We start from the raw sequence: 20,223 nt of genomic DNA on the forward strand, positions 1-20,223 counted from the left end.
TGAGTGTTTATTCGGTATTGAATTAGTCAAGCAGAATGCCCTTGAAGCGCAAAAGTTAGAGGTAAATAGCTGCACTATTCTCTCTGAGCACTTATTTCCTTTAATCGCTGAGTATCAGCGCTTGTGGCGTATTGAGCATCGTGAGGGAAGTCTTCGTGATAGTGTTGAGCGACTGCAATATTTGCAGGGTTTATATGATAATATCTTCTGAATCACAACCATTAAGGAATCGTTACACAATAACTTGCGCTAAATTTTTTTCAAAAAGCCTGAAGGAATCGTTACAAAATAACTTGCGATAAATTGTTTCCAAAAAGCCTTAAGTGACTGGCTATTTTAAAAACAAAATCGTAAGTAATGTTGAAGCCAATTCTAAATGACGGGTTCTTTTAAAAACAAAAGCGCAAGTAATTTTGAAGCCGATCCTAAGCAGAGATAAAATAAAATGAGTAACTCTTTATTAGATGAATTAACCCAAGCTTTACAATGTCTGCCGAGTGTTGGCCCCAAGTCGGCACAACGCATGGTCTATCATCTGCTTGATAAAAACCGCCAAGGTGCATTAAAATTAAGTCATGTATTGGAAAGAGCCGTGCATGAAATTGGTCACTGTAAACAGTGTCGCACTTTTACTGAGTCTGAACTTTGTTATCTCTGTGTGAATGAAAAGCGTAATCACAATGGAAGTATCTGTGTGGTTGAAATGCCGGTAGATGTGCTGGCTATTGAGCAAACTGCGCTATTTTCAGGAACTTATTTTGTGTTGATGGGACATCTTTCACCCCTTGATGGTATCGGCCCTGATCAATTAGGGTTAAATCTATTAGAGTCACAATTATCAACGAGCAATATTAGTGAGGTTATTTTAGCGACCAACCCAACGGTAGAGGGCGAGGCAACAGCGTATTATATTGCTGAAATGGCTAAGAAATTCAACATTAAAGTGAGCCGCATTGCACATGGTGTACCTGTGGGAGGTGAGCTTGAATTTGTGGATAGCACCACATTATCACACTCATTTGCAGGCCGTTCTGAGATTTAACTTGTTGTTTTGGCGAAGCGATGCACCACTTCCGCAGTTGGGAAGTGGAACGTTAGTGCTGCCTTGGTAAAAGCTACTTACCCAGTTTTATTTTCCGTGTTGAACCCACTCTGTTTTTTTGATTAGGGCGTTTTTTAACGCTCTTCTTCCCCGTTCCTTGCGTTTTAAACTGATCCAACCCTGTGTGTCGACTTAATGCGGGTTGTGCAGGTTTTCCCCCTTTCTTAATGATTGCTTTCATCTCATCGCGTGACTCCGCGGGTACTAAACAGCTGGCGCTACGGCCAATCAATTTACGTGCAAGACCCAGTGACTTTAATACTTCACGAATTTGTGGCCAGTTTTCTGGTACATGATAACGTAAAATGGCTTTATGCAGTTTACGTTGGCGTGTGCCTTTGGTGATCAGAACATCTTCACTTTCATTATTTACTTTATGCAGTGGATTTTTCCCTGTGTGATACATAGTCGTGGCATTTGCCATCGGAGAGGGATAAAAATTTTGCACTTGATCTAACTTGAAGTTATTACTTTTTAGCCATAACGCGAGATTAACCATATCTTCATCTGTCGTGCCCGGATGCGCTGAGATAAAGTAGGGGATCAAATACTGTTTTTTATTGGCCGCTTTAGAATACTTTTCAAACATCTGTTTGAACGCTTCGTAGCTAGTCATGGTGGGTTTCATCATCTTATCAAGCGGGCCTTTTTCAGTATGCTCAGGCGCGATTTTAAGGTAACCACCTACATGATGCTCAACCAGCTCTTTCACATAACGCGGATCTTCCACTGCAATGTCATAGCGAACGCCTGATGCGATCAACACTTTTTTAATACCCGGTAGTTTACGAGCGCGACGATAAAGGTTAATGGTATGTTCATGGTCGGTATTCATATGATGACAAATATCAGGGAATACACAGCTTAAACGGCGACAGGTTTGTTCCGCTTTGGGGCTTTTACATTTAAGGCGATACATATTGGCCGTTGGCCCACCTAAATCAGAGATAACGCCTGTAAAACCGGGCACTTTATCACGAATGGTTTCTATCTCTTTGATGATAGAGTCTTCTGAGCGGCTCTGAATAACACGTCCTTCATGCTCGGTGATGGAACAGAAAGTACAGCCCCCAAAACAGCCTCGCATAATATTAATTGAAAAACGGATCATATCGTATGCGGGAATTTTAGCATCACCATAAACAGGGTGAGGTACACGTTGATATTGCAGACCAAATACTGCATCTATTTCAGGCGTGGTTAATGGATAAGCGGGGGGGTTAACCCATAATAATCGTTTTCCATGAAACTGCGCTAATGCACGCGCACAACCCGGATTGGTTTCTTGGTGTAAAACACGTGATGTGTGTGCATACAATACTTTATCTGTTTTCACTTTTTCGTAACTTGGCAGTTGAATGTAGACGTTTTCCCACGGTTTTTTCTTGTGAGATTTTGCCAAAGGAGGCAATACCATAATCGGTTGGGTGACGTCTTGCTCTGCACTGCTTTCATCGGATAATTTTTGTGTGGCGCAGGCAACATTAATATCAGCATAAGGGTTAATAATCGGGTCTATTTTACCCAGTTGATCCACTTGCTGAGAGTCTATTCCCTCCCAGTTAGGCAGTGCTTGTTTGGTTAAAATGGCGGTGCCACGGATATCGAGCATCTCTTTGACTGATTCACCTAACGAGATACGATGCGCAACTTCAAGCAACGGGCGCTCTGCATTACCAAACAGTAAAATATCTGCTTTAGAGTCTAATAATACCGAGTGGCGGACTTTGTCTGACCAGTAATCGTAATGGGCAATACGGCGCAAGCTTGCTTCAATACCACCAATAATAACGGGAACATCTTTATAAGCCTCTTTACAGCGTTGTGTATAACCAAGCACCGCTCTGTCAGGACGTTTTCCGCCCTCATTATTGGGTGTATAAGCATCATCGTGGCGCATGCGACGCTCAGCAGTATAGCGGTTGATCATGGAGTCCATGTTACCTGCAGAAACGCCAAAAAAGAGATTGGGTTTACCCAGTTGCATAAAGGCATCTTTGCTGTGCCAATCGGGTTGTGAGATAATCCCCACACGGTAACCTTGTGCTTCAAGAGTACGGCCGATGACAGCCATACCAAAGCTTGGGTGATCTACATACGCATCACCCACAACAATAATAATATCGCAACTATCCCAACCTAGTTTTCTCATCTCTTTGCGTGACATTGGTAAAAATGGCGCAGGCTTTTCGTTACGCCCTTTAAAAGAGGGGTAAGAGAAAAGAGGGCGGTCAGCTTGCAGTAGATCAAGACTCATTGTTGTTGCCTGTCAGTAGAAAATAATCGCGCAGTTTAACATAACCACACGAATTTCTTAACCGCGAAATTTTTGGGGGAATTTTAAGTAAATAGAACAGTGAATTACAAACTTTCATTGTGAAGTTTTGTTGTTTTGAAAGTTCAAAAAAAAAGTTAACCACGAAGGCACGAAGGAAAAGGAAGGGCAATATTCACCCTTTTTTATTTGCTTTTCTTCGTGAACGCTGTGCAAAGCAGTGGCTTCGTGGTTATGTATTGGGGTTTTAGCGTAGGGTCCCTTATTCAGGAATAACCAACGGATCGGCTAATCGCCCGATCAGTTGGTTGGTTTCAAGCTTCACGTTGTTCAGCATGACATCGATCACATCACCCAGTTGTAACTCTGTTTGCCCTGCAATAATTACCTTGCCCAGTTCTCGACTACAATCTATCTGCTTGGCATCTTTTGTATTTGCACATAACAAGCTACAGGGAATAAAGAAGGTCGCGCCATTCTCTTGAATACGTACACGTACACCTGCTTTGATAATATCAAAAATTTCCGCTTTATAGCGCCATTTTGATTGCACCTGATCTTTTAGGTACTGGCTATATAACAGGTTATTTACATCACGCTCAGCAAGACGTTGTGACTTACGGGCATCATTGAGTAGCGCACCAATATCATCGCTGATAGTAATATTATCTTTTTCTAACAAGATAGACTTAATTAAACGGTGATTAAGCAGATCGCCATATTTTCGGATGGGAGAGGTCCACGTAGCGTAACTTTCAACACCCATTGTGAAGTGCGGTGCAGGACTATTCTTGGTATCGGCATAAGCGAGTAGTTTACGCAGACGATGATCTAAATAACAGTTATGTAATAGGGCCGTTTGCTGACGCATTTTGGTATAACCGCTGAGCGTATTAAGTGTTTCAACATCAGATTCAATATTATATTCGGCTAATAACGTCACCGCTTTGGCGAGACGATCACTGGCAAAACCAGAATGAGTATTAAAAACACCTTGCTGTTTATGTTTACTTAAAAATTGCCCTGCGCAGATGTTGGCTGCAATCATTGACTCTTCTACAAGGCGGTTTGCGGTGCGTCGAGGCTCACATAAAATTTCATAGACTTCACCTTTGTTGTTGAGCTTTAAGGTGTAGTCGGGATTACTTTTAAACACCACGTTGTTTTCTGTACGCCATTGTAAGCGTTTTAAGCTTGCTTCACTGAGTGTTTGTAGTTGCTCCGCCAATTGGCGATTAGGTTTCCATGTATCGCTGTTTTCATCACTATTTTCAAGGTAGTTGGAAACAGCGCAATAGTTAAGACGATAATGAGATTTTATCCATGCCGCAAAAAAGGGTGTTTCTCCAATGATCTCTCCCGCTTTATTAATCTCTATTTGACAGCAAATTGTGGCGCGTTTTTCACCCTCTTTGAGTGAACAAAGACTATCGCTGAGATCGCGTGGTAGCATCGGTACATTAAAGTTAGGCAGATACAGTGTGAATGCGCGACGTTTGGCTTCTGCATCCATTTCACTCTCTTCGGGAACATAAGCACTAGGGTCGGAGATAGCAACGGTCAGCAACCAGCCATTTTCACGAGGCGCAATATGCAGTGCATCATCCATGTCTTGGGTATTGATACCATCAATAGTGAAGAACGGCAGTTTAGTGAGATCTTGACGTTCAAGTTCAGGATCGATCACTTGCCAAGGGTGGTCAAACTCAGGCGCTTTGTTAGGCAGTTTATGGGTGGCAACGGTAATTAGACGGTAAGCAAAAGGGTCGTTGGCCTCTGCCACTTTTTCAATCACTTCAACAAGAAAGCCTTTACCCTCATTCAATGCATGTTTTAGTAGTTTAACACTGACCCAATCGCCGTCTTGATAACCTTGCTCAGCGAGCTTTTGCCCTCCTTGAATTTTAAAGAAACCTTTTATCAGCGGGTTATTCGCTTTAATGGATATTTTATTGTTTTGCATGATTAACCGTGCAACAAAAATATCTGTTTCACTGTTTTTCAGTTGATGGGGCTCAACTGTGGTTTTGTCACCATTTTCGCGGATAAAAGCGCTGATACGATCGCCATGTAATACTTTTTTCATCTCATTAGGGGGGATAAAAAAACGTTTACCTTTGTCCGTTTCTAAAAAGCCGTAACCTTTGTCTGTTGCTTTTACGATACCTTGTCGTTTTGGAATATCTTGTTGGATTGTCTTTTTTAATTGGCTAAGCAACGGATTGTTCTGAAACATAAAATAAAAACCTTAAAGATGAATGCAGGTTATAAAGTGAGTCGCTAAATATAAAGACTTATTAGGCGCAATAAAAGAGGCAAATGTCTAAAAGCGCTAATTTTTCAAATAATTGTAAAAATAGCTTGGCTTTTTAGGCAAACCTGTTTAATATTCGCCTCGTTCTGCGGAGGGGTGGCAGAGCGGCCGAATGCACTGGTCTTGAAAACCAGCGAGGGTTTATAGCTCTCCGAGAGTTCAAATCTCTCCTCCTCCGCCATATTAGAAAAGGCACTAACTGTTTACAGTTAGTGCCTTTTTGCTTTTTAGGTTTAGCTATTATTTCAATGTTCAATCTTTCCTGCTCATACGGTTTTTTCAAATAAAACAACAACCACGAAACCACTGCGTTATTTTACTTTAATACAAACAAAAAAAATCCTGCAACAAAGCAGGATTTTTTAAAAGTCGGTAGTATCAATTAATAAAGCAGATAAAAGAGTGTGGATATTAAACCTGTATTAAAACTTAAATGTAAAAAAAGAGCTTGTTTTACGCTGTGATTTTTTTTGCTTTTTGCGAATTGGTTAATGTTTTTCGCTATTTTGCTCTTTTTTTTATAGAGAACTTCGTAAAGACCACTTAACTTATTCTCCAGTTGGGTGGTAGTTTGGAATAAAACAGAGTGCATAATATTGTCCTTTTATATCGTCCATACACATAACTGCCCTGTCATGTGAACCCACTTATTACTATCCGTACTTTAGTTGCTCTACTCGGCATGTACTTTGGATAACTGATAAAACAATATCATTAGTAACATTTAATTATGTTGAGTTGACGCATGCTGTGGGGGTTATTGCGTGCGTAAGTTAACGTTGCTGTGAATAAAAATGCATAAAAAAACAAATAATTACCCTTAAAAACATAATCAATTAATCTTTGAAGCTGCGCAACTTAGACAACACATCAATTAACAGGGTGATATCAAATTCATCTTCATTAATTGTTATGCCTTGCCAATTAATACTGGATATTTCTCCATTATTATCAAATTGGGTTATTTTGTTTTTCTCATAAATAACATATTTTTTAAGATCGCCTGATAAAAGATAGGGCCGACTGTTGTTATCAAATAGACTTTGTCCGCTGCTGTATTGTGATGCATCTTGCTGTACGCCTAACATTTCCTCCATCAAGGTGGGGACAATATCTACATGGCTGGTCATGCGTGATATGGTACGCGCATTTTGGCCTGGCCATAGCACTAACAAAGGCACGTGCGCATTATTAATCGCAGCTTGTGCGGAAGAAGCTTTTTCAAAAGAGGCTCCATTGCTACCTGTGATGATAACAATGCTATTTTCAAGCTGTTTGCTGGCTTTTAACGCTTCGATAAGTTGTTTTATTTTATTATCAATTGCAAGCACTTGTTGTTGGTATAAGGCCATCTTTTCACTGCGCTGTGCAAGGCTGAAGTTATTGTCATTAAGTGCTAATGCTTTTCCTGCTTGCTGAAAATATAAAAAACCAAGCCAGTTTTTCTGTGGATCTGTTTGTTTAAACCATTGCAACCAATCTTGGGTAATGGATTTATTGCTATGACTGTCAGAGTATTCACGTAAAGCGGGGATATTGAGATGACTGAAGCTACTTTGTAAATACTCAGGGTGTAAAAATCCGATGCTTGAAAATAGCCCAAACTGATAATTCTGCTCTTTTAAACGAGTGATGAAAACAGGCGGAATATAGTTAAGTGTTATCTCTGACCAATAGCGGTTTGGCAGTGCATAAAAGAGGCTGAATATTCCCTGTTTGTGGTTACTTGCGCCACTGAAATGTTGTTTGTAATTCAATCCCTGCTGAGTTAACGAATAAGTAAAAGGCATGTTTTTTTCGTTCAGTACGTCTGCGCGCAGTGCTTCTATGGTGATCAGTAATATGTTTTTGTTGGCGGTTTTTAAATCATCGCTTAAATACGTTAAGGGTTGTTTTGGATAATTTAATGTATCGCTACTTTTGCCTTGTTGTCTACTAATACGGGTTTGTAATTTGTCGTCACTTAACCAACCCTGCTTGGTTAAAAAGGTACGTGCAGTCATCGGATATGAAAGTGGGTAAAGAGATTTTTGCTGGGTAATAGGGCGGTATTGTTTGGCATCTGCCCAGATATAGGTGAGGTGAGTGATAACAAAAATGGAAAATAGAAAGATAGCGATGGGTTTGCCGATCGCTTTTGCTTGCAGTTGACGACACTTACGCCATACAAAAAAGGAGATAATAAACTCAATCACTAGAATAATCGGGATAGAGATATAGTGCAAATTGATAGAATAGATCTGCTCAACCTGCTCAGGGCGTTGCAAGAACTGCCAAATTAGTGGGTTAAGGTGGAACTCATAGAGCTTGAATATCTGTGTATCAACAATTAAGAATGTAACGGCTGTGGTGCTGATAATAATGGCTAACGCACGGTATAAACGTTGAAAGGGGATAATAAAGGCAAGTGGAAAAAGTAAAACGCCAAACACCATTGCAGAAACAAAACTAAAGTGGCCAATCAGGCTGGTAAATTGATAAGCGATGCCAAGGCCAGAGTCTGATAAACCGGCGTATTTTATATAACGCAGGCTTATTAAAGAGACCAATATTAGGTTGAAAAAAGTAAACCAGTGCGCCCAGTTAATTAAGCGGGAGACGTTATCGTGGAATTTATGACCAGTTTCAACCATAGGAGTTATTTATCTTTATTGTTAATTGAAGCGGTAAATGCTTTTACGAACTTTTCAGTAATTTTTTCACGTTGATGTAATGGCACTTGGCTATTGATAATATGCGTTAGGCTATTACCGAGTACCATGAGACTTAAATCAACAGATACGTCATTTTTATGCAGTACTTCCATCACTTCATCGAGGATTTTTTCGATTTTTTCGTTTGAATATTTAGAGATAATTGGCATGTATGTCAGTCTATATTAATGAATAAAAAACATATAATACCTCACTCCCCTCATTATACCAATCTGTTCGCCAATGAGTTTTTTGATAAAACTGATTTTATGCACCGAACTTTGGTGGCATAATCATTTTTATCTTTAAAATATGGGCGCTATTTATGAACATCTCCGCAAAAAACATTATTTTACACGCTTTGAAGTATAGCCCTGAGGGGGTATTAGAGTGTACAAAACGTGAAGGTGAATTGCCTATCTCACCCTCTATTGAGCAGTTCTTAACAAAAATTCACCGCACTTATCAAAGTAAAACCAATAAAGCGTTTGCCTCTTTCCTTAAAGAATCTGAAAAGCCTCAGGTTTTTCAACGCGCCTTAGAAAAAGAGATGTCGGGCGAATTAGATTTTGTGCGCTTCTCGCATACTGCGGTGGATTGTTTGTTAGCAGAATTACAAAAACAAGATTTTGCAGAGCAGGGTATTTTATTAGTCAGTAAATACAGTTGGACAGCCAGTGACTACCTTTTAATTGCGTTATTACAAAATAATGAATCAGTGAGCGTCAATGAAAACCTTGAGTTAACCACTAGCCAATATCTTGAAACCAGTAAAATTCAGTTAGTGACACGCATCGATTTAACGTTACTAGCACGTTCGCCAGACTCTAACCGTTACCTTTCTTTTATTAAAGGGCGTGTTGGGCGTCAAGTGTCTGATTTCTTTTTGGATTTTATGGGGGCACAGGAAGGTTTTGATGCAAAAATACAAAACCAAGTATTAATGAAAGCCGTTGAAGAGTTCTGTGAAAAAGAGGCATTACCGATTGAAAAAAAGCAAGAGGTACGTGCAGTTACGTTTGATTACTGTAAAGAGCAGTTAAAACAGGGCGAAGATATCGACCTATCAACATTGTCAGAACAACTACAAGAAACCCCCAAATTGGAAGGGAGCTTTTATGACTTTGTTAGTGAAGATTACCAACTAGAGAAAAACTTTCCCGCTGATCGTAGTGTGATGCGCAAGTTAACCAAATATGTCGGACAGGGCGGTGGCGTGAGCATTAGTTTTGACCAAAAACATTTAGGTGAGCGTATCCAATATGATGCTGACAGTGATACCTTAACCATTAAAGGCATTCCGCCTAATCTACGTGAACAACTAAAACGTGATGCAGTAGCACAAACCAGTCAGACTGAAGACGATAATAGTATTGCGCCGTTTTAACAATACCTCGTCGCCAAAATGGAAAGTAATCCATTTTGGCTGATTTTTTTGCTTGTAAGTATTTGATTTATATTGGTGTGAAATGCCATTTTAAACTTAAATTAAAATTGGCGAAAGTATTGTTTAAATAGGCTGTTTTTAATAGGAAAAATAGATGAAATTATTTGTACGTGACCTAACCGTCATTGATGCTACATATTTAGATGCCCAACGAGGTTTTGTGGGTGAGAGTTATATTGTTGATGTGACGTTAACGGGCGCATTAAATGAGCAATCAATGATCTTAGATTTTTCATTGGTTAAAAAGCAGATTAAAGCGATTATTGATGCGGAAGTGGATCATAAACTGATTGTGCCACATGCATCAGAAAGATGCGCTGTGACACTGGAGCCACAGCGTACACAGGTCAATTTTAAGCTCAATGATAATAGCTATATTCAATTAAAGTGTCCGAATGAGGCTTATTGTTTAGTGGAAAGTGAAACGGTGACGATTGAGGTCATTGAAACTTACCTTGAACATCTTATTTTATTGCAACTCCCAGACAATATCGGTGGACTTGAGATAACGTTGCGTAGTGAAAAAATTGAAACCCCTTTTTATCATTATACGCATGGCCTTAAAAAGCATGATGGTAACTGTCAGCGCATCGCTCATGGACATCGTTCTAAATTAGATATTTTTATTAATGGTGAGTTTAATCATGCGTTAGTGCAAGATTGGGCAAATCGTTGGAAAGATATCTACCTAGTGAGCCGTGATGATATTATTGATAAAGCGGATCTCTCTTTTATTATTAAAAGTAATAATGTTGAAAAATTATGCACGGCTTATCATGCGCCACAAGGATATTTTGAACTGCTTATTCCTGCACACCGTGCTGAAGTTTTACCCAAAGATACCACGGTTGAAGAGTTGGCTGAGTTTATCTGTGTGCAAACTAAAAAACGGGTTGGTACTGACAATGTTACTGTCTATGCTTACGAGGGTGTAGGTAAAGGCGCAATCGCTGAATTATAAGTGATTACGATGCAGACAAAACAAGGCAGGACTAAAGTCCTACTTCCAAGTATAAAAGAGAAATATATGCCAGAAGAGACCATCTTTAGAAAGATCATTAATAAAGAGATCCCCTCAGAGATGCTTTATCAAGATGATTATGTAACCGCTTTTCGCGATATTTCACCGCAGGCGAAAACACATATTTTAATTATTCCCAATAAATTGATTGCGACAACCAATGATATTGAGATAAAGGACGAAATATTAATAGGGAAATTGTATACGGTGGCTAAAAATCTCGCTAAGCAAGAGGGCATTGCGCAGTCGGGTTACCGTTTAATTATGAATTGTAATGATGATGGTGGCCAAGAGGTTTACCATATTCACCTGCACCTATTAGGCGGACAACCGCTTGGTAAATTAGTTACTCTATAATCTTTGGAGATTTAAATGAAAATCAAAAATAACGTTCTCTTTATCGCAATCGCAACACTGTTCCTTAGTGCCTGTTCAACTTCTGTGCAGCGTTTAGATGCACAACAAGAAGTTGACCTAAGCGGTGCTTGGAACGATACCGACTCACAATTAGTTGCGAAAGAGATGGTTGAAGACGCACTGTCTCGCGCTTGGATCTCAAATTTTGTTAAAGCAGAAGGTAAAGACCCAGCCGTGATCGTGGGTAAAATTCGTAACTTAAGCCATGAGCATATTAATACCAATACTTTCATTGCAGATATGGAGCGTGAATTAATTAATTCTGGTGAAGTACAATTTGTGGCTGCTGCTGGTGCACGTGATGAAATCCGCGAAGAGCGTGGTGATCAAGACCTCAACGCAACAGAGGAAACACGCAAAGAGATGGGCCAAGAGTATGGTGCTGATTTTATGATGCAAGGACAGATTAATACTATTATTGATGCTGATGGCACCACACAAGTGCGTTTCTATCAAGTTAATCTGGAGCTGATCAGTATTAAAGATAACCGTAAAGTTTGGGTTGGTCAGAAGAAGATTAAAAAACTGGTTAAAAACAGTAAATTACGCGAGTAATAGCTTCATCAGGACGTGTTACTTGGTCCACTGAAGTCACACATCCTATTTTTAATGACAGGCGTTTATTAGCGCCTTTTTTAATTTATTAAAATGGTCATCAATCTCGCTATGCAAAAGATAATTCCCCTCTTTTTTATCATGTTGTTAACTGCTTGTGCAGGACAACAACGAGCAACTAATAAGCTGGCTAATCAGCTTTATCAGCAAAACCCGCAACATATTCTTAAGCAGTTACAAGAAACCGATCCCCCAGAGCGAGACTATGCACAGTTCCACCTTAATGTGGGATTGTTACAACTGTTAGCAAGTGATTTTCCCGCCTCTATTGAAACCTTAACACAAGCCAAAAAAGAGATGGCAGTATTGGCTGCTACCTCAATCAGTGAAAATGCAGCCGCGGGCACGATCAATGAAACGCTACGTAGTTACAGCGGTTATCCAACGGACAGAGTGATGGTGCACAATATACTTGCGCTGAGTTATCTGTTTAATGATGATATTGATGGCGCGCGTGTTGAGATGTTACAAGCGGATGTTGCCATGAAAAAACTGGCCAATCGAAAATCATTGAATGGCCAGTTAGCGAGTACCCATCTGCTTGCGGGGATTATTTATGAGATGTTAGATGAACAATCTAATGCGTTGATCAGCTATAGACATGCCGCAAACATCATTACAGACAGAAAATTAGCCGTCCCTGTAGGGCTTCAACAGAGCCTGTTACGCATGAGTTATATGGTTGATAAAAATGGTCAATACCTTACTTATAAAAAGACTTACAGTGGTTTTCCTACGCCTGTAAAAAACAGCAATAGCCAAATCTTTGCACTCTATTTTGATGGTATTGTTAGCAATAAAAAACAGAACTCGATTATGGTGCCCAGTGGCAATAATGAGCAACTCATTCGCATCTCCATGCCTGCTTATCCAAAAATAGATTATCGACTAACCCGTGCTAAATTGAGTGATGCTAATCAGCAATTAACCACTGAACTGATTGAAAATTTAGATGTATTAGTCCGTGAAGATCTCAGTAAAGAGTATCCCTCTATTTTATTACTGACCACCACACGTGCCATTGCTAAATATGAGCTGGTGGATCAAGCAGGCAAAAAGGATTCTTTGTTTGGTATTTTAGTTAATATTGTCACCGCACTTACTGAGATAGCAGATCTACGTAGTTGGAACATGTTGCCATCAACGATTCAATTTGCCTATTTAGAAACAACATCAAATGAGATAAAAGTAGAGAGTGCAAACAATGCGCCGCAAGTTATCTCTTTGACTAAAAATTCAAAAAATTTAATATTAATATCTAGTTTAGATACGCCCGTGTTTCATTATCAACAATAGAGGTTTGTATGAATTTAAAACGTAATATCATCACTTTATTTAGCTGTTTTTTAATGGTAGCTTGTGCCAGTACAACGGACACAGAAAAACGCCCTGTATGGATAGACAATGCAAATAGTGTCTATGCTGATACTGATTATTTAACCGCAGTGGGTCAAGCCTCTAAACGCAATCGCGCCAGCAAAAATGCCACCGCTAATCTCGCTGAAATCTTTTATGTTAATGTGCAAGCAGAAACGAAAATATTAACCGAAGCCACTAAGCAAGAGAGTGCGTTAGGGGTGAGCATGGAGAGTTCTACTTCACTGCAACGTAGTATTCAAACAGATACCGAGCAAGCGATTAGCGGGGTCAAAATCAAGGAGAGCTGGCTTAGTCCATCGGGTGAATATTATACCTTAGCAGTGCTTGAAAAACGCCAAGCCGCGATGAGTCTTAATGAGATTATTATGGATCTTGATAATTCAACTGCAGAGTTGATTGATTACAGTATCAATACTGCGCCCAACAGTATCGCGTCACTGAATGCACTACGTGCTGCACGTGATGAACAGATGGCGCGTCACATGGCTAATTTACAACTTAAACAGGTCAGTGTTTCTGGTGTGCCGATAGAGATCTCCAGTAAAAAAATTGAACGCTTAATTGCTAAAAAACTGGCATCGATGGAGGTGTCTGTTGATATTGAACATAAAAAACACACTAAAACAGTGCAATCAGGATTAGCACAATTAGGGGTGAAAGTGGTTGCTAATGCGAATATTGTCGTGTCAGCAGAGATTGATATTACTGAACCAACGCTTATTAAAGGTTGGTATTGGTTACGTGGCAGTTATGAGCTTTCACTCTCTGAAAATGGCCAAGTGATCAGCCGTAAGCGTTGGCCATTAAAAGTTTCCGCGAAGCAAGAAGAGATGTTAATGCTACGTTTACAAGACCGCGTTAATGCTAATATTACCCAATATTTAACCGAGTTGGTGAGCGACTCGCCAACACTTTAACTTGTATATAACGTGATGTTATCACATCTTTTTTAATCGGTAAGTGTTGAGTTAGGAGTGAGTGTTGTTGAGTGTCAGCTCGTGCAGTATGATAGGAAGCCTAAACCAAGGGGGTAATATGTCCGCAGTAATGAAATTAAAATTAACCATGAGTGAATACCTGAAAGGCGAGTTATTAGCAGAAGATAAACATGAGTTTATTGAGGGTGAAGCTTATGCGATGGCAGGCGCAAGTGCTGATCATAATCGAATCTCAGGCGCTTTTTATACTGCATTTTTATCTCAACTTAAAGGGCGAACTTGTGAGCCTTTTATGGCAGATATGAAAGTAAAAACAGCGGATTGTTGTTTCTATCCTGATGTGATGATTGTTTGTGATGATCATCAAGATGACACTGAATATGTTAAGAACGCACCCAAATTGATTGTTGAGGTCTTATCTAAATCTACACGTTTTTATGATCACTCCACCAAACAGAAAAAATACCTTGCTATCGACTCCCTTGAATATTACATATTGGTCGAGCAGGAGTATTGTGAAGTGTGTGTATTAAGCCGTAGCGCTGGGTTCATCCCACAATATTACACTTTAGGTGATGAGATTGAGTTTCCATTAATTCCTGTTTCAATCGCTGTTAATGATATTTATGATCGTATAAATAATGATGATAAGAAAAAATATCTCGCTACTTTACTTGATGAGAGATCTCTTTAATCTGCTCATAAAGTGATCTAATCAAAGGCGTTTCAATATTGTATTGAAGCGCCTTTTTTAATAGATAACCACTAATATATTCATTTTCAGTGGGACGTTTAAAATAGATATCACGATTCATTGAGCTGTAATTTGCCGCCGTAGCTTGAATTACATTATTAATTGTTATGAGTAACATATGAGACTCAAACAGTAAGCCCTCTTTTTCCAAAACAGGCATTACCTCGTTTATCATCTGCGCTATCTGTCTCTGAAAGTGCTTTTTTGCAAGTGTACCGTTGTTAACTTTAAAAATTGCAGTGAGTGGATTTATTGCAATATTAATGAGTAGTTTTAACCACAGTTTTTGTTTGATATCTTCACACCAAAGCGTGTCATCCAAGGCGCTATTAAGTTTATTTGCCAAGATTGAAAATGATTTTCCTTGTTCATTAAAAGCGCCTAAATAGGTCGCACCTTTTCCTGTTTGGATAATATTCAATTCAGCGTTAAGCAAGCTTGCATTAGTGGTTGTTGCGCAAATAATCGGGTTATGAGGGAATATTTTAGTTACCTGCTCAGCGGTTCCCATGCCATTATGCATTAAGATAATGGCTTGTTGCTCACTAATATTGTGTCGATGTTGAAGCAGTGCTTGTTTGACCTGTGGGGCTTTCACGCAGACTAAAATAGGGTCGTCACGGTTGCTGAGTTGTGTTGAAAGTCTACAATTAAAAGATGTTCTTTTACCTTGTAAGTCTTGATAATTTAGCGTTTGAGTCTGACTGTTTTTTCGCGTAATAAGTGTTACCTGTTGACCATCACGCAGTAGGTTGGTCGCCCATAAACAGCCAATTGCACCCGCACCGATTATCTGCCACATAGCTCCCCCTAAATATCCCCTTAAAAAAAGTATCATAACATAGCGAGTACAGGCAAATTCTGGTAACTTAGCGCTTATTTCAATTTTTCATTAAGGATCATAATAATGCCTTCATTTGATGTTGTTTCAGAAGTTGATGTATCGGAACTAAAAAATGCGGTGGATAATGCCAACCGTGAACTCAAAACACGCTTTGATTTTCGTGGTGTCAAAGCCAGTTTTTCTTTTGATAAAGGGGTCGCTAAGCTCTCTGCAGAGTTTGAACCTCAGTTACGTCAACTATTAGATATTCTGCGTACTAATGTGATAAAACGTAGCATTGATGCAAGTTCAATGGATACTGAGACCGCAACACACAGTGGTCAATCGTGGTCACAAACGATTAAATTTAAAGAGGGCATTGACCAACCTACGGCAAAGAAAATCATTAAACTTATCAAAGATAAAAAGATGAAAGTACAAACCGCAATTCAAGGTGAGGAATTACGCGTTACAGCTAAAAAGCGTGATGACTTACAAGCGGTGATGACACTGATCCGTGGTGCAGAATTAGGTCAACCTTTTCAGTTTAATAACTTCCGTGATTAATAGATAACTTTCGAGATTAATAAAACATGTCAAAACGAGATTATTATGAGGTATTAGGTGTTACTAAAGATGCCTCAGAAAAAGAGATAAAAAAAGCCTATAAAAAATTGGCGATGAAATACCACCCCGATCGTAACCCTGATAACCCGGTTGCAGAGAATAACTTCCGTGAAGTGAAATCTGCTTATGAAATTGTCAATGATGCTGAAAAACGTCAACAGTATGATGATTTTGGTCACAGTGCATTTGATGAAAGTGGACAAAGTCGCCGCGGTGGGTTTGGTCAGCAAGGTGGTGGTTTTGATGATATGTTTGGTGGCATGTTTGGAGAGCGTCAGCAACAACAGCCGCGTTATCAGCCACAGCCAGAAAAAGGATCGGATATTATTGCCACCATTGAAATTAGCTTAGAAGAGGCGGTTGAAGGTTGTGTGCAAGAGATAAAACTGCCTAATAATCCACAGCTGTTAAAAGTAACGATTCCTGCTGGCATCGATACCGGCCAACGTGTACGTATTAACGGTAAAGGTAACCCAGGAACATTAGGGGGAGGTCATGGCGATCTTTTAGTGGAAGTGAGTTTGCTTGAACACGATGTTTTTCGCCGAGAAGGGCGCGACCTGTACTGCTTGATTGAAACACCGTTTACCACCGCAGCCCTTGGTGGCAGTTTAAAAGTGCCAACATTTGCGGGTTTTATTAATATTAAAATTCCACAAGGCACACAAGCGGGACGTAAATTCCGTATCAAGGGCAAAGGCATTAAATCGATGAACAACGGCTTGATAGGGGATCTTATCTACGAAGTGGTTATTACAACACCCACAGAGCTCACTGAAAAACAGCGCGGATTATTAGAACAGTTGGCTGAACTGTTTTAATGCGTTTAGATCTCATCATAATGATTGGTGGGATCTTTTTCTTTTGAACTGTCTTCCATAAACTGATCCAATTTTTCATTTCCCTGTTGCCATAATTCACTGCTTTTTTCTTTGGTCGATTGCCAAACTTCCTTTGAACTCTCTTTTCCCTCTTCCCATAATACCTTTGAGCCCTCTTTGCTATCGTGCCAAACCTCATTACTTAATGTTTTCGTCTCATCCCAAAAATCGAGTAGCGCTTGTTTCGTTGATTCTTGAGTCTCTTGCCAATCCTGATCGGTTGCATGCACAGACATTGAAAAAACCGCTAAAACAATGATCAATAATTTCATGTTATCTCCTTAGACATATTTAATAGTGATATATATTACTTGAATTATAGCGCAATTTTAACTACTGTGTATAAAAACAGTCAAAGAGTTATTGCCGATGAAATTATACATTGCTGAAAAACCTAGCCTTGCCCGTGCGATTGCCGAAGCACTGCCGAAGCCTCATCGTAAAGCAGATGGCTGTATTCATGTAGGTAATGGTGATGTGGTGAGCTGGTGTATTGGTCATCTGCTGACACAAGTTGATCCCGAAGCTTACGATCCCATCTATAAAAAATGGCAATTTGAACATCTGCCGATTATTCCTGATAAATGGAAACTAAAATCTACGCCACGTACCAGTAAACAGCTGGCGATCTTAAAAAAATTAATCAAACAGGCAGACCAATTGGTGCATGTTGGTGACCCAGATCGTGAAGGGCAGTTACTGGTAGATGAAGTGATTCACTTCAGTGGTGTGAAAGGTAAAAAGTTGCAACAAACAGAGCGTTGCCTGGTGAGCGACCTGACCACCAATGCGGTGAAACGATCATTAAAACAGCTACGCTCAAATCAAGAGTTTGTGGCGCTTTCAACCTCAGCACTCGCCAGAACCCGCGCTGATTGGTTATACGGTTTAAATCTTACCCGTGTTTATACACTGCAAGCACAAAAATCAGGCTATAAAGGGGTTATCTCCGTGGGCCGTGTGCAAACACCGCTATTAGGATTAGTCACACGCCGTGATGAGCAGATAGAAGCCTTTGTTAGTAAACCCTTTTATGAGGTGTTAGCACACCTTAAAACAGATAAAAATGAGCAATTCAGTGCAAAATGGAAACCCAGTGAAAGCTGTGTGAAATACCAAGATGAAGAGGGTAGAGTGGTTGTTAAAGGGTTAGCTGAAAATGTTGCCTCGCGTATTACAAATCAAGATGCAGTAGTTAGTGCGTTTAGTGCTAAAAATAAAAATCAGATTGCGCCTCTTCCCTATAATTTATCATCATTGCAAATTGATGCAGCCAAACGTTTTCACTATAGTGCTCAACAGGTGCTAGATTGCTGTCAGGCACTGTATGAGCGCCATAAACTGATCACCTATCCTCGTTCAGATTCCCGTTATTTGCCACGTAACCATCATTCACAAGCAAGTGCGGTAACTAACGCAATTGCGAACAATGAAAGTAGCTTAAAACCGCATGCAACGAATGCTGATCTAACCATCAAAGGACGTGCTTGGAACGATAAAAAAATTGATGCACACCATGCAATTATTCCAACTGATAGCCGTAAATTACTCAGCAGTTTAGATAGCATGTCGCAGAATATTTATCGTTTGATTGCGAGGCAATATCTCATGCAGTTTTTCCCCGACTATTGTTACGCTGAATGTATTGCAGAAGTTGAGATAAATGGCGGTTTGTTTGTCGCCAAAGCAAAAAGTAAAGTGAGTGATGGTTGGAAAGTTTTAGTGGACAGGCAGGAGAAAGATACCTATCTGCCTAATCTTAAAAAAGGGCAATTACTGTTTTGTGAAAAAGGTGAAGTGCTTGAAAAAAATACGCAACCTCCTGCTTATTTTACCGATGCAACCTTGCTTGCCGCTATGAGCAATATCACCCGTTTTGTAAAAGATCCCTCCTTAAAAGCGATACTTAAAGAGACTGATGGTTTAGGCACAGAGGCCACACGTGCAGGTATTATTGAATTGCTGTTTAAACGCCAATTTTTAAAGCGTACTGGCAAAGTGATTCAAGCCACAGAGGTCGGGCGTAAGCTGATTCAAAGCTTGCCAGAAACCTTAACGCTTCCAGATATGACCGCCCAATGGGAGATGCAGTTAAATGCGATCAGTGAGAAAAAACAGAGTTATAACGGGTTTGTTTTACCGCTACAAACCCAGCTAACCGCGATGATAGAACAGGCTATTATTGATGGTCCGCAAGCATTAAAAGATTTACCAGCAACAGCGAGCCCATTTAAAAAGTCTTACCGTAAAAAATCAACGGTTAAAAAGACAAGTTACAGTAAAACTAAAAAACCTTAGCGATGAAGTGTTGTATCAAAATCGGTGAGCGTGACAACCTCACCAGAAATCATATTATCGATACGAATGTTGCCAATGCGCACTCTAACCAGTCTTAATGTGGCAAAGCCTACCGCGGCGGTCATTTTTCTTATCTGACGATTTTTACCTTCACAGAGCGTGATAGAGATCCAGCTAGTTGGGCCATGTCTTGGATCGCGTATTTTACGGCCACGAGTGGGCAGTTGTGGTTCACCGTCGAGCTTGACGCTTTTACAAGGCTGGGTGAGATATTTTGTACCATTAACAGTAATCTCCACACCCTCTTGAAGCTGTGACATGGCAGCCTCCGTGATTGCGCCATCCACTTGCACGTAATACTCTTTTTCTATGCCTTTACTTCTCACTTGGTAACTCATCATGCCATCGGTCGTGAGTAACAATAATCCTTCGGAGTCGTGATCTAATCGCCCAATCGCCATGATTTTATCAGGAAAGTTAAATAGCTCACCGAGCAGATGTTTCTTTTTTCGGGGCTCTTGTACAAATTGACTTAAAAAACCATAGGGCTTAAATATTTTGAAGTGCTGGCTTGATTCGGTTAGCGCTGTTAAATTCGTGGTTGGCATTAAACATGGCCTTAATCATAAAATCTGAGT

Annotated in this window: 19 protein-coding genes and 1 tRNA gene; 13 read left to right on the forward strand and 7 right to left on the reverse strand. The window is 39.9% G+C overall.

Features of this window, described 5'->3' with window-relative positions; all coding sequences use genetic code 11:
- Together G322_RS23660 and recR are read left to right on the forward strand one after the other, a co-directional pair.
- Positions 1–211 (forward strand): hypothetical protein (locus G322_RS23660; protein ID WP_033421983.1); only part of this gene is annotated, 211 nt, incomplete at its 5' end.
- Positions 212–445: 234 nt separating this feature from the next.
- Entirely contained in the window at positions 446–1,042 is a 597-nt protein-coding gene (gene recR / locus G322_RS0102580; RefSeq protein WP_022940252.1) for a recombination mediator RecR, read from the forward strand.
- 73 nt (positions 1,043–1,115) lie between these two features.
- Here the strand turns inward: recR and G322_RS0102585 are convergent, their stop codons facing one another.
- Positions 1,116–3,359: a YgiQ family radical SAM protein gene (locus G322_RS0102585; RefSeq protein ID WP_022940253.1), complete on the reverse strand. Its 2,244-nt coding sequence runs from the start codon at positions 3,357–3,359 to the stop codon at positions 1,116–1,118.
- A gap of 280 nt (positions 3,360–3,639) precedes the next feature.
- Positions 3,640–5,613: an exoribonuclease II gene (locus G322_RS0102590; RefSeq protein WP_022940254.1), complete on the reverse strand. Its 1,974-nt coding sequence runs from the start codon at positions 5,611–5,613 to the stop codon at positions 3,640–3,642.
- Between the two features lie 168 nt (positions 5,614–5,781).
- Here G322_RS0102590 and G322_RS0102595 point away from each other — a divergent pair.
- Positions 5,782–5,872: transfer RNA gene (locus G322_RS0102595), tRNA-Ser, on the forward strand.
- A gap of 655 nt (positions 5,873–6,527) precedes the next feature.
- Here the strand turns inward: G322_RS0102595 and G322_RS0102605 are convergent.
- Positions 6,528–8,324, reverse strand: coding sequence for a DUF3413 domain-containing protein (locus G322_RS0102605; RefSeq protein WP_022940256.1), 1,797 nt, complete (start codon positions 8,322–8,324; stop codon positions 6,528–6,530).
- Positions 8,325–8,329: 5 nt separating this feature from the next.
- A complete protein-coding gene (locus G322_RS0102610) occupies positions 8,330–8,554 on the reverse strand; it encodes a YejL family protein (protein WP_022940257.1) in 225 nt (74 codons plus the stop codon).
- A gap of 155 nt (positions 8,555–8,709) precedes the next feature.
- On the opposite strand from G322_RS0102610, the gene yejK reads away from it, so the two are divergent.
- From yejK to G322_RS0102645, 7 genes are all read left to right on the forward strand, one after another.
- Positions 8,710–9,771, forward strand: coding sequence for a nucleoid-associated protein YejK (gene yejK / locus G322_RS0102615; RefSeq protein ID WP_022940258.1), 1,062 nt, complete (start codon positions 8,710–8,712; stop codon positions 9,769–9,771).
- A gap of 154 nt (positions 9,772–9,925) precedes the next feature.
- On the forward strand, positions 9,926–10,792 hold the full coding sequence (locus tag G322_RS0102620; protein WP_022940259.1) for a 6-carboxytetrahydropterin synthase: 867 nt from the start codon (positions 9,926–9,928) through the stop codon (positions 10,790–10,792).
- A gap of 66 nt (positions 10,793–10,858) precedes the next feature.
- Entirely contained in the window at positions 10,859–11,209 is a 351-nt protein-coding gene (locus G322_RS0102625) for an HIT domain-containing protein (protein WP_022940260.1), read from the forward strand.
- Between the two features lie 15 nt (positions 11,210–11,224).
- A complete protein-coding gene (locus tag G322_RS0102630; protein WP_022940261.1) occupies positions 11,225–11,824 on the forward strand; it encodes a penicillin-binding protein activator LpoB in 600 nt (199 codons plus the stop codon).
- A gap of 111 nt (positions 11,825–11,935) precedes the next feature.
- Entirely contained in the window at positions 11,936–13,180 is a 1,245-nt protein-coding gene (locus G322_RS0102635) for a COG3014 family protein (RefSeq protein ID WP_028866370.1), read from the forward strand.
- Between the two features lie 8 nt (positions 13,181–13,188).
- Positions 13,189–14,181 carry an LPP20 family lipoprotein gene (locus G322_RS0102640; protein ID WP_022940263.1) on the forward strand — a complete coding sequence of 331 codons (993 nt, stop codon included), beginning with the start codon at positions 13,189–13,191 and terminating at the stop codon, positions 14,179–14,181.
- Positions 14,182–14,299: 118 nt separating this feature from the next.
- Positions 14,300–14,896, forward strand: a complete 597-nt coding sequence (locus G322_RS0102645) for a Uma2 family endonuclease (RefSeq protein WP_022940264.1) — start codon at positions 14,300–14,302, stop codon at positions 14,894–14,896.
- Here the strand turns inward: G322_RS0102645 and G322_RS0102650 are convergent.
- On the reverse strand, positions 14,868–15,758 hold the full coding sequence (locus tag G322_RS0102650; protein ID WP_022940265.1) for a ketopantoate reductase family protein: 891 nt from the start codon (positions 15,756–15,758) through the stop codon (positions 14,868–14,870). The two genes, G322_RS0102645 and G322_RS0102650, sit on opposite strands and share 29 nt — an antisense overlap.
- A gap of 105 nt (positions 15,759–15,863) precedes the next feature.
- On the opposite strand from G322_RS0102650, the gene G322_RS0102655 reads away from it, so the two are divergent.
- Together G322_RS0102655 and G322_RS0102660 are read left to right on the forward strand one after the other, a co-directional pair.
- Positions 15,864–16,346, forward strand: a complete 483-nt coding sequence (locus G322_RS0102655) for a YajQ family cyclic di-GMP-binding protein (RefSeq protein ID WP_022940266.1) — start codon at positions 15,864–15,866, stop codon at positions 16,344–16,346.
- Positions 16,347–16,372: 26 nt separating this feature from the next.
- Positions 16,373–17,227 carry a DnaJ C-terminal domain-containing protein gene (locus G322_RS0102660; protein WP_022940267.1) on the forward strand — a complete coding sequence of 285 codons (855 nt, stop codon included), beginning with the start codon at positions 16,373–16,375 and terminating at the stop codon, positions 17,225–17,227.
- Positions 17,228–17,232: 5 nt separating this feature from the next.
- On the opposite strand, the gene G322_RS22125 is transcribed toward G322_RS0102660, so the two are convergent.
- Entirely contained in the window at positions 17,233–17,559 is a 327-nt protein-coding gene (locus tag G322_RS22125; RefSeq protein WP_022940268.1) for a hypothetical protein, read from the reverse strand.
- Between the two features lie 97 nt (positions 17,560–17,656).
- Between G322_RS22125 and G322_RS0102670 the strand changes: the two genes are divergently transcribed.
- Positions 17,657–19,585: a DNA topoisomerase III gene (locus G322_RS0102670; protein ID WP_022940269.1), complete on the forward strand. Its 1,929-nt coding sequence runs from the start codon at positions 17,657–17,659 to the stop codon at positions 19,583–19,585.
- Here the strand turns inward: G322_RS0102670 and G322_RS0102675 are convergent.
- Positions 19,582–20,193: a pseudouridine synthase gene (locus G322_RS0102675; protein WP_022940270.1), complete on the reverse strand. Its 612-nt coding sequence runs from the start codon at positions 20,191–20,193 to the stop codon at positions 19,582–19,584. The two genes, G322_RS0102670 and G322_RS0102675, sit on opposite strands and share 4 nt — an antisense overlap.
- Between the last annotated feature and the right edge of the window lie 30 nt (positions 20,194–20,223).

Source organism: Psychromonas hadalis ATCC BAA-638, assembly GCF_000420245.1.
Classification (GTDB): Bacteria; Pseudomonadota; Gammaproteobacteria; order Enterobacterales; family Psychromonadaceae; genus Psychromonas; species Psychromonas hadalis.

Bases quoted from the DNA above. Each gene is read 5' to 3' on its own strand.
- recR (WP_022940252.1), top strand. From the start codon at position 446: ATGAGTAACTCTTTATTAGATGAATTAACCCAAGCTTTACAATGTCTG.
- G322_RS0102670 (WP_022940269.1), top strand. From the start codon at position 17,657: ATGAAATTATACATTGCTGAAAAACCTAGCCTTGCCCGTGCGATTGCC.
- yejK (WP_022940258.1), top strand. From the start codon at position 8,710: ATGAACATCTCCGCAAAAAACATTATTTTACACGCTTTGAAGTATAGC.
- G322_RS0102630 (WP_022940261.1), top strand. From the start codon at position 11,225: ATGAAAATCAAAAATAACGTTCTCTTTATCGCAATCGCAACACTGTTC.
- G322_RS0102590 (WP_022940254.1), bottom strand. From the start codon at position 5,613: ATGTTTCAGAACAATCCGTTGCTTAGCCAATTAAAAAAGACAATCCAA.
- G322_RS0102635 (WP_028866370.1), top strand. From the start codon at position 11,936: ATGCAAAAGATAATTCCCCTCTTTTTTATCATGTTGTTAACTGCTTGT.
- G322_RS0102660 (WP_022940267.1), top strand. From the start codon at position 16,373: ATGTCAAAACGAGATTATTATGAGGTATTAGGTGTTACTAAAGATGCC.
- G322_RS0102650 (WP_022940265.1), bottom strand. From the start codon at position 15,758: ATGTGGCAGATAATCGGTGCGGGTGCAATTGGCTGTTTATGGGCGACC.
- G322_RS0102625 (WP_022940260.1), top strand. From the start codon at position 10,859: ATGCCAGAAGAGACCATCTTTAGAAAGATCATTAATAAAGAGATCCCC.
- G322_RS0102640 (WP_022940263.1), top strand. From the start codon at position 13,189: ATGAATTTAAAACGTAATATCATCACTTTATTTAGCTGTTTTTTAATG.
- G322_RS0102655 (WP_022940266.1), top strand. From the start codon at position 15,864: ATGCCTTCATTTGATGTTGTTTCAGAAGTTGATGTATCGGAACTAAAA.
- G322_RS0102675 (WP_022940270.1), bottom strand. From the start codon at position 20,193: ATGCCAACCACGAATTTAACAGCGCTAACCGAATCAAGCCAGCACTTC.
- G322_RS0102585 (WP_022940253.1), bottom strand. From the start codon at position 3,359: ATGAGTCTTGATCTACTGCAAGCTGACCGCCCTCTTTTCTCTTACCCC.
- G322_RS0102620 (WP_022940259.1), top strand. From the start codon at position 9,926: ATGAAATTATTTGTACGTGACCTAACCGTCATTGATGCTACATATTTA.
- G322_RS0102645 (WP_022940264.1), top strand. From the start codon at position 14,300: ATGTCCGCAGTAATGAAATTAAAATTAACCATGAGTGAATACCTGAAA.
- G322_RS0102605 (WP_022940256.1), bottom strand. From the start codon at position 8,324: ATGGTTGAAACTGGTCATAAATTCCACGATAACGTCTCCCGCTTAATT.
- G322_RS22125 (WP_022940268.1), bottom strand. From the start codon at position 17,559: ATGAAATTATTGATCATTGTTTTAGCGGTTTTTTCAATGTCTGTGCAT.
- G322_RS0102610 (WP_022940257.1), bottom strand. From the start codon at position 8,554: ATGCCAATTATCTCTAAATATTCAAACGAAAAAATCGAAAAAATCCTC.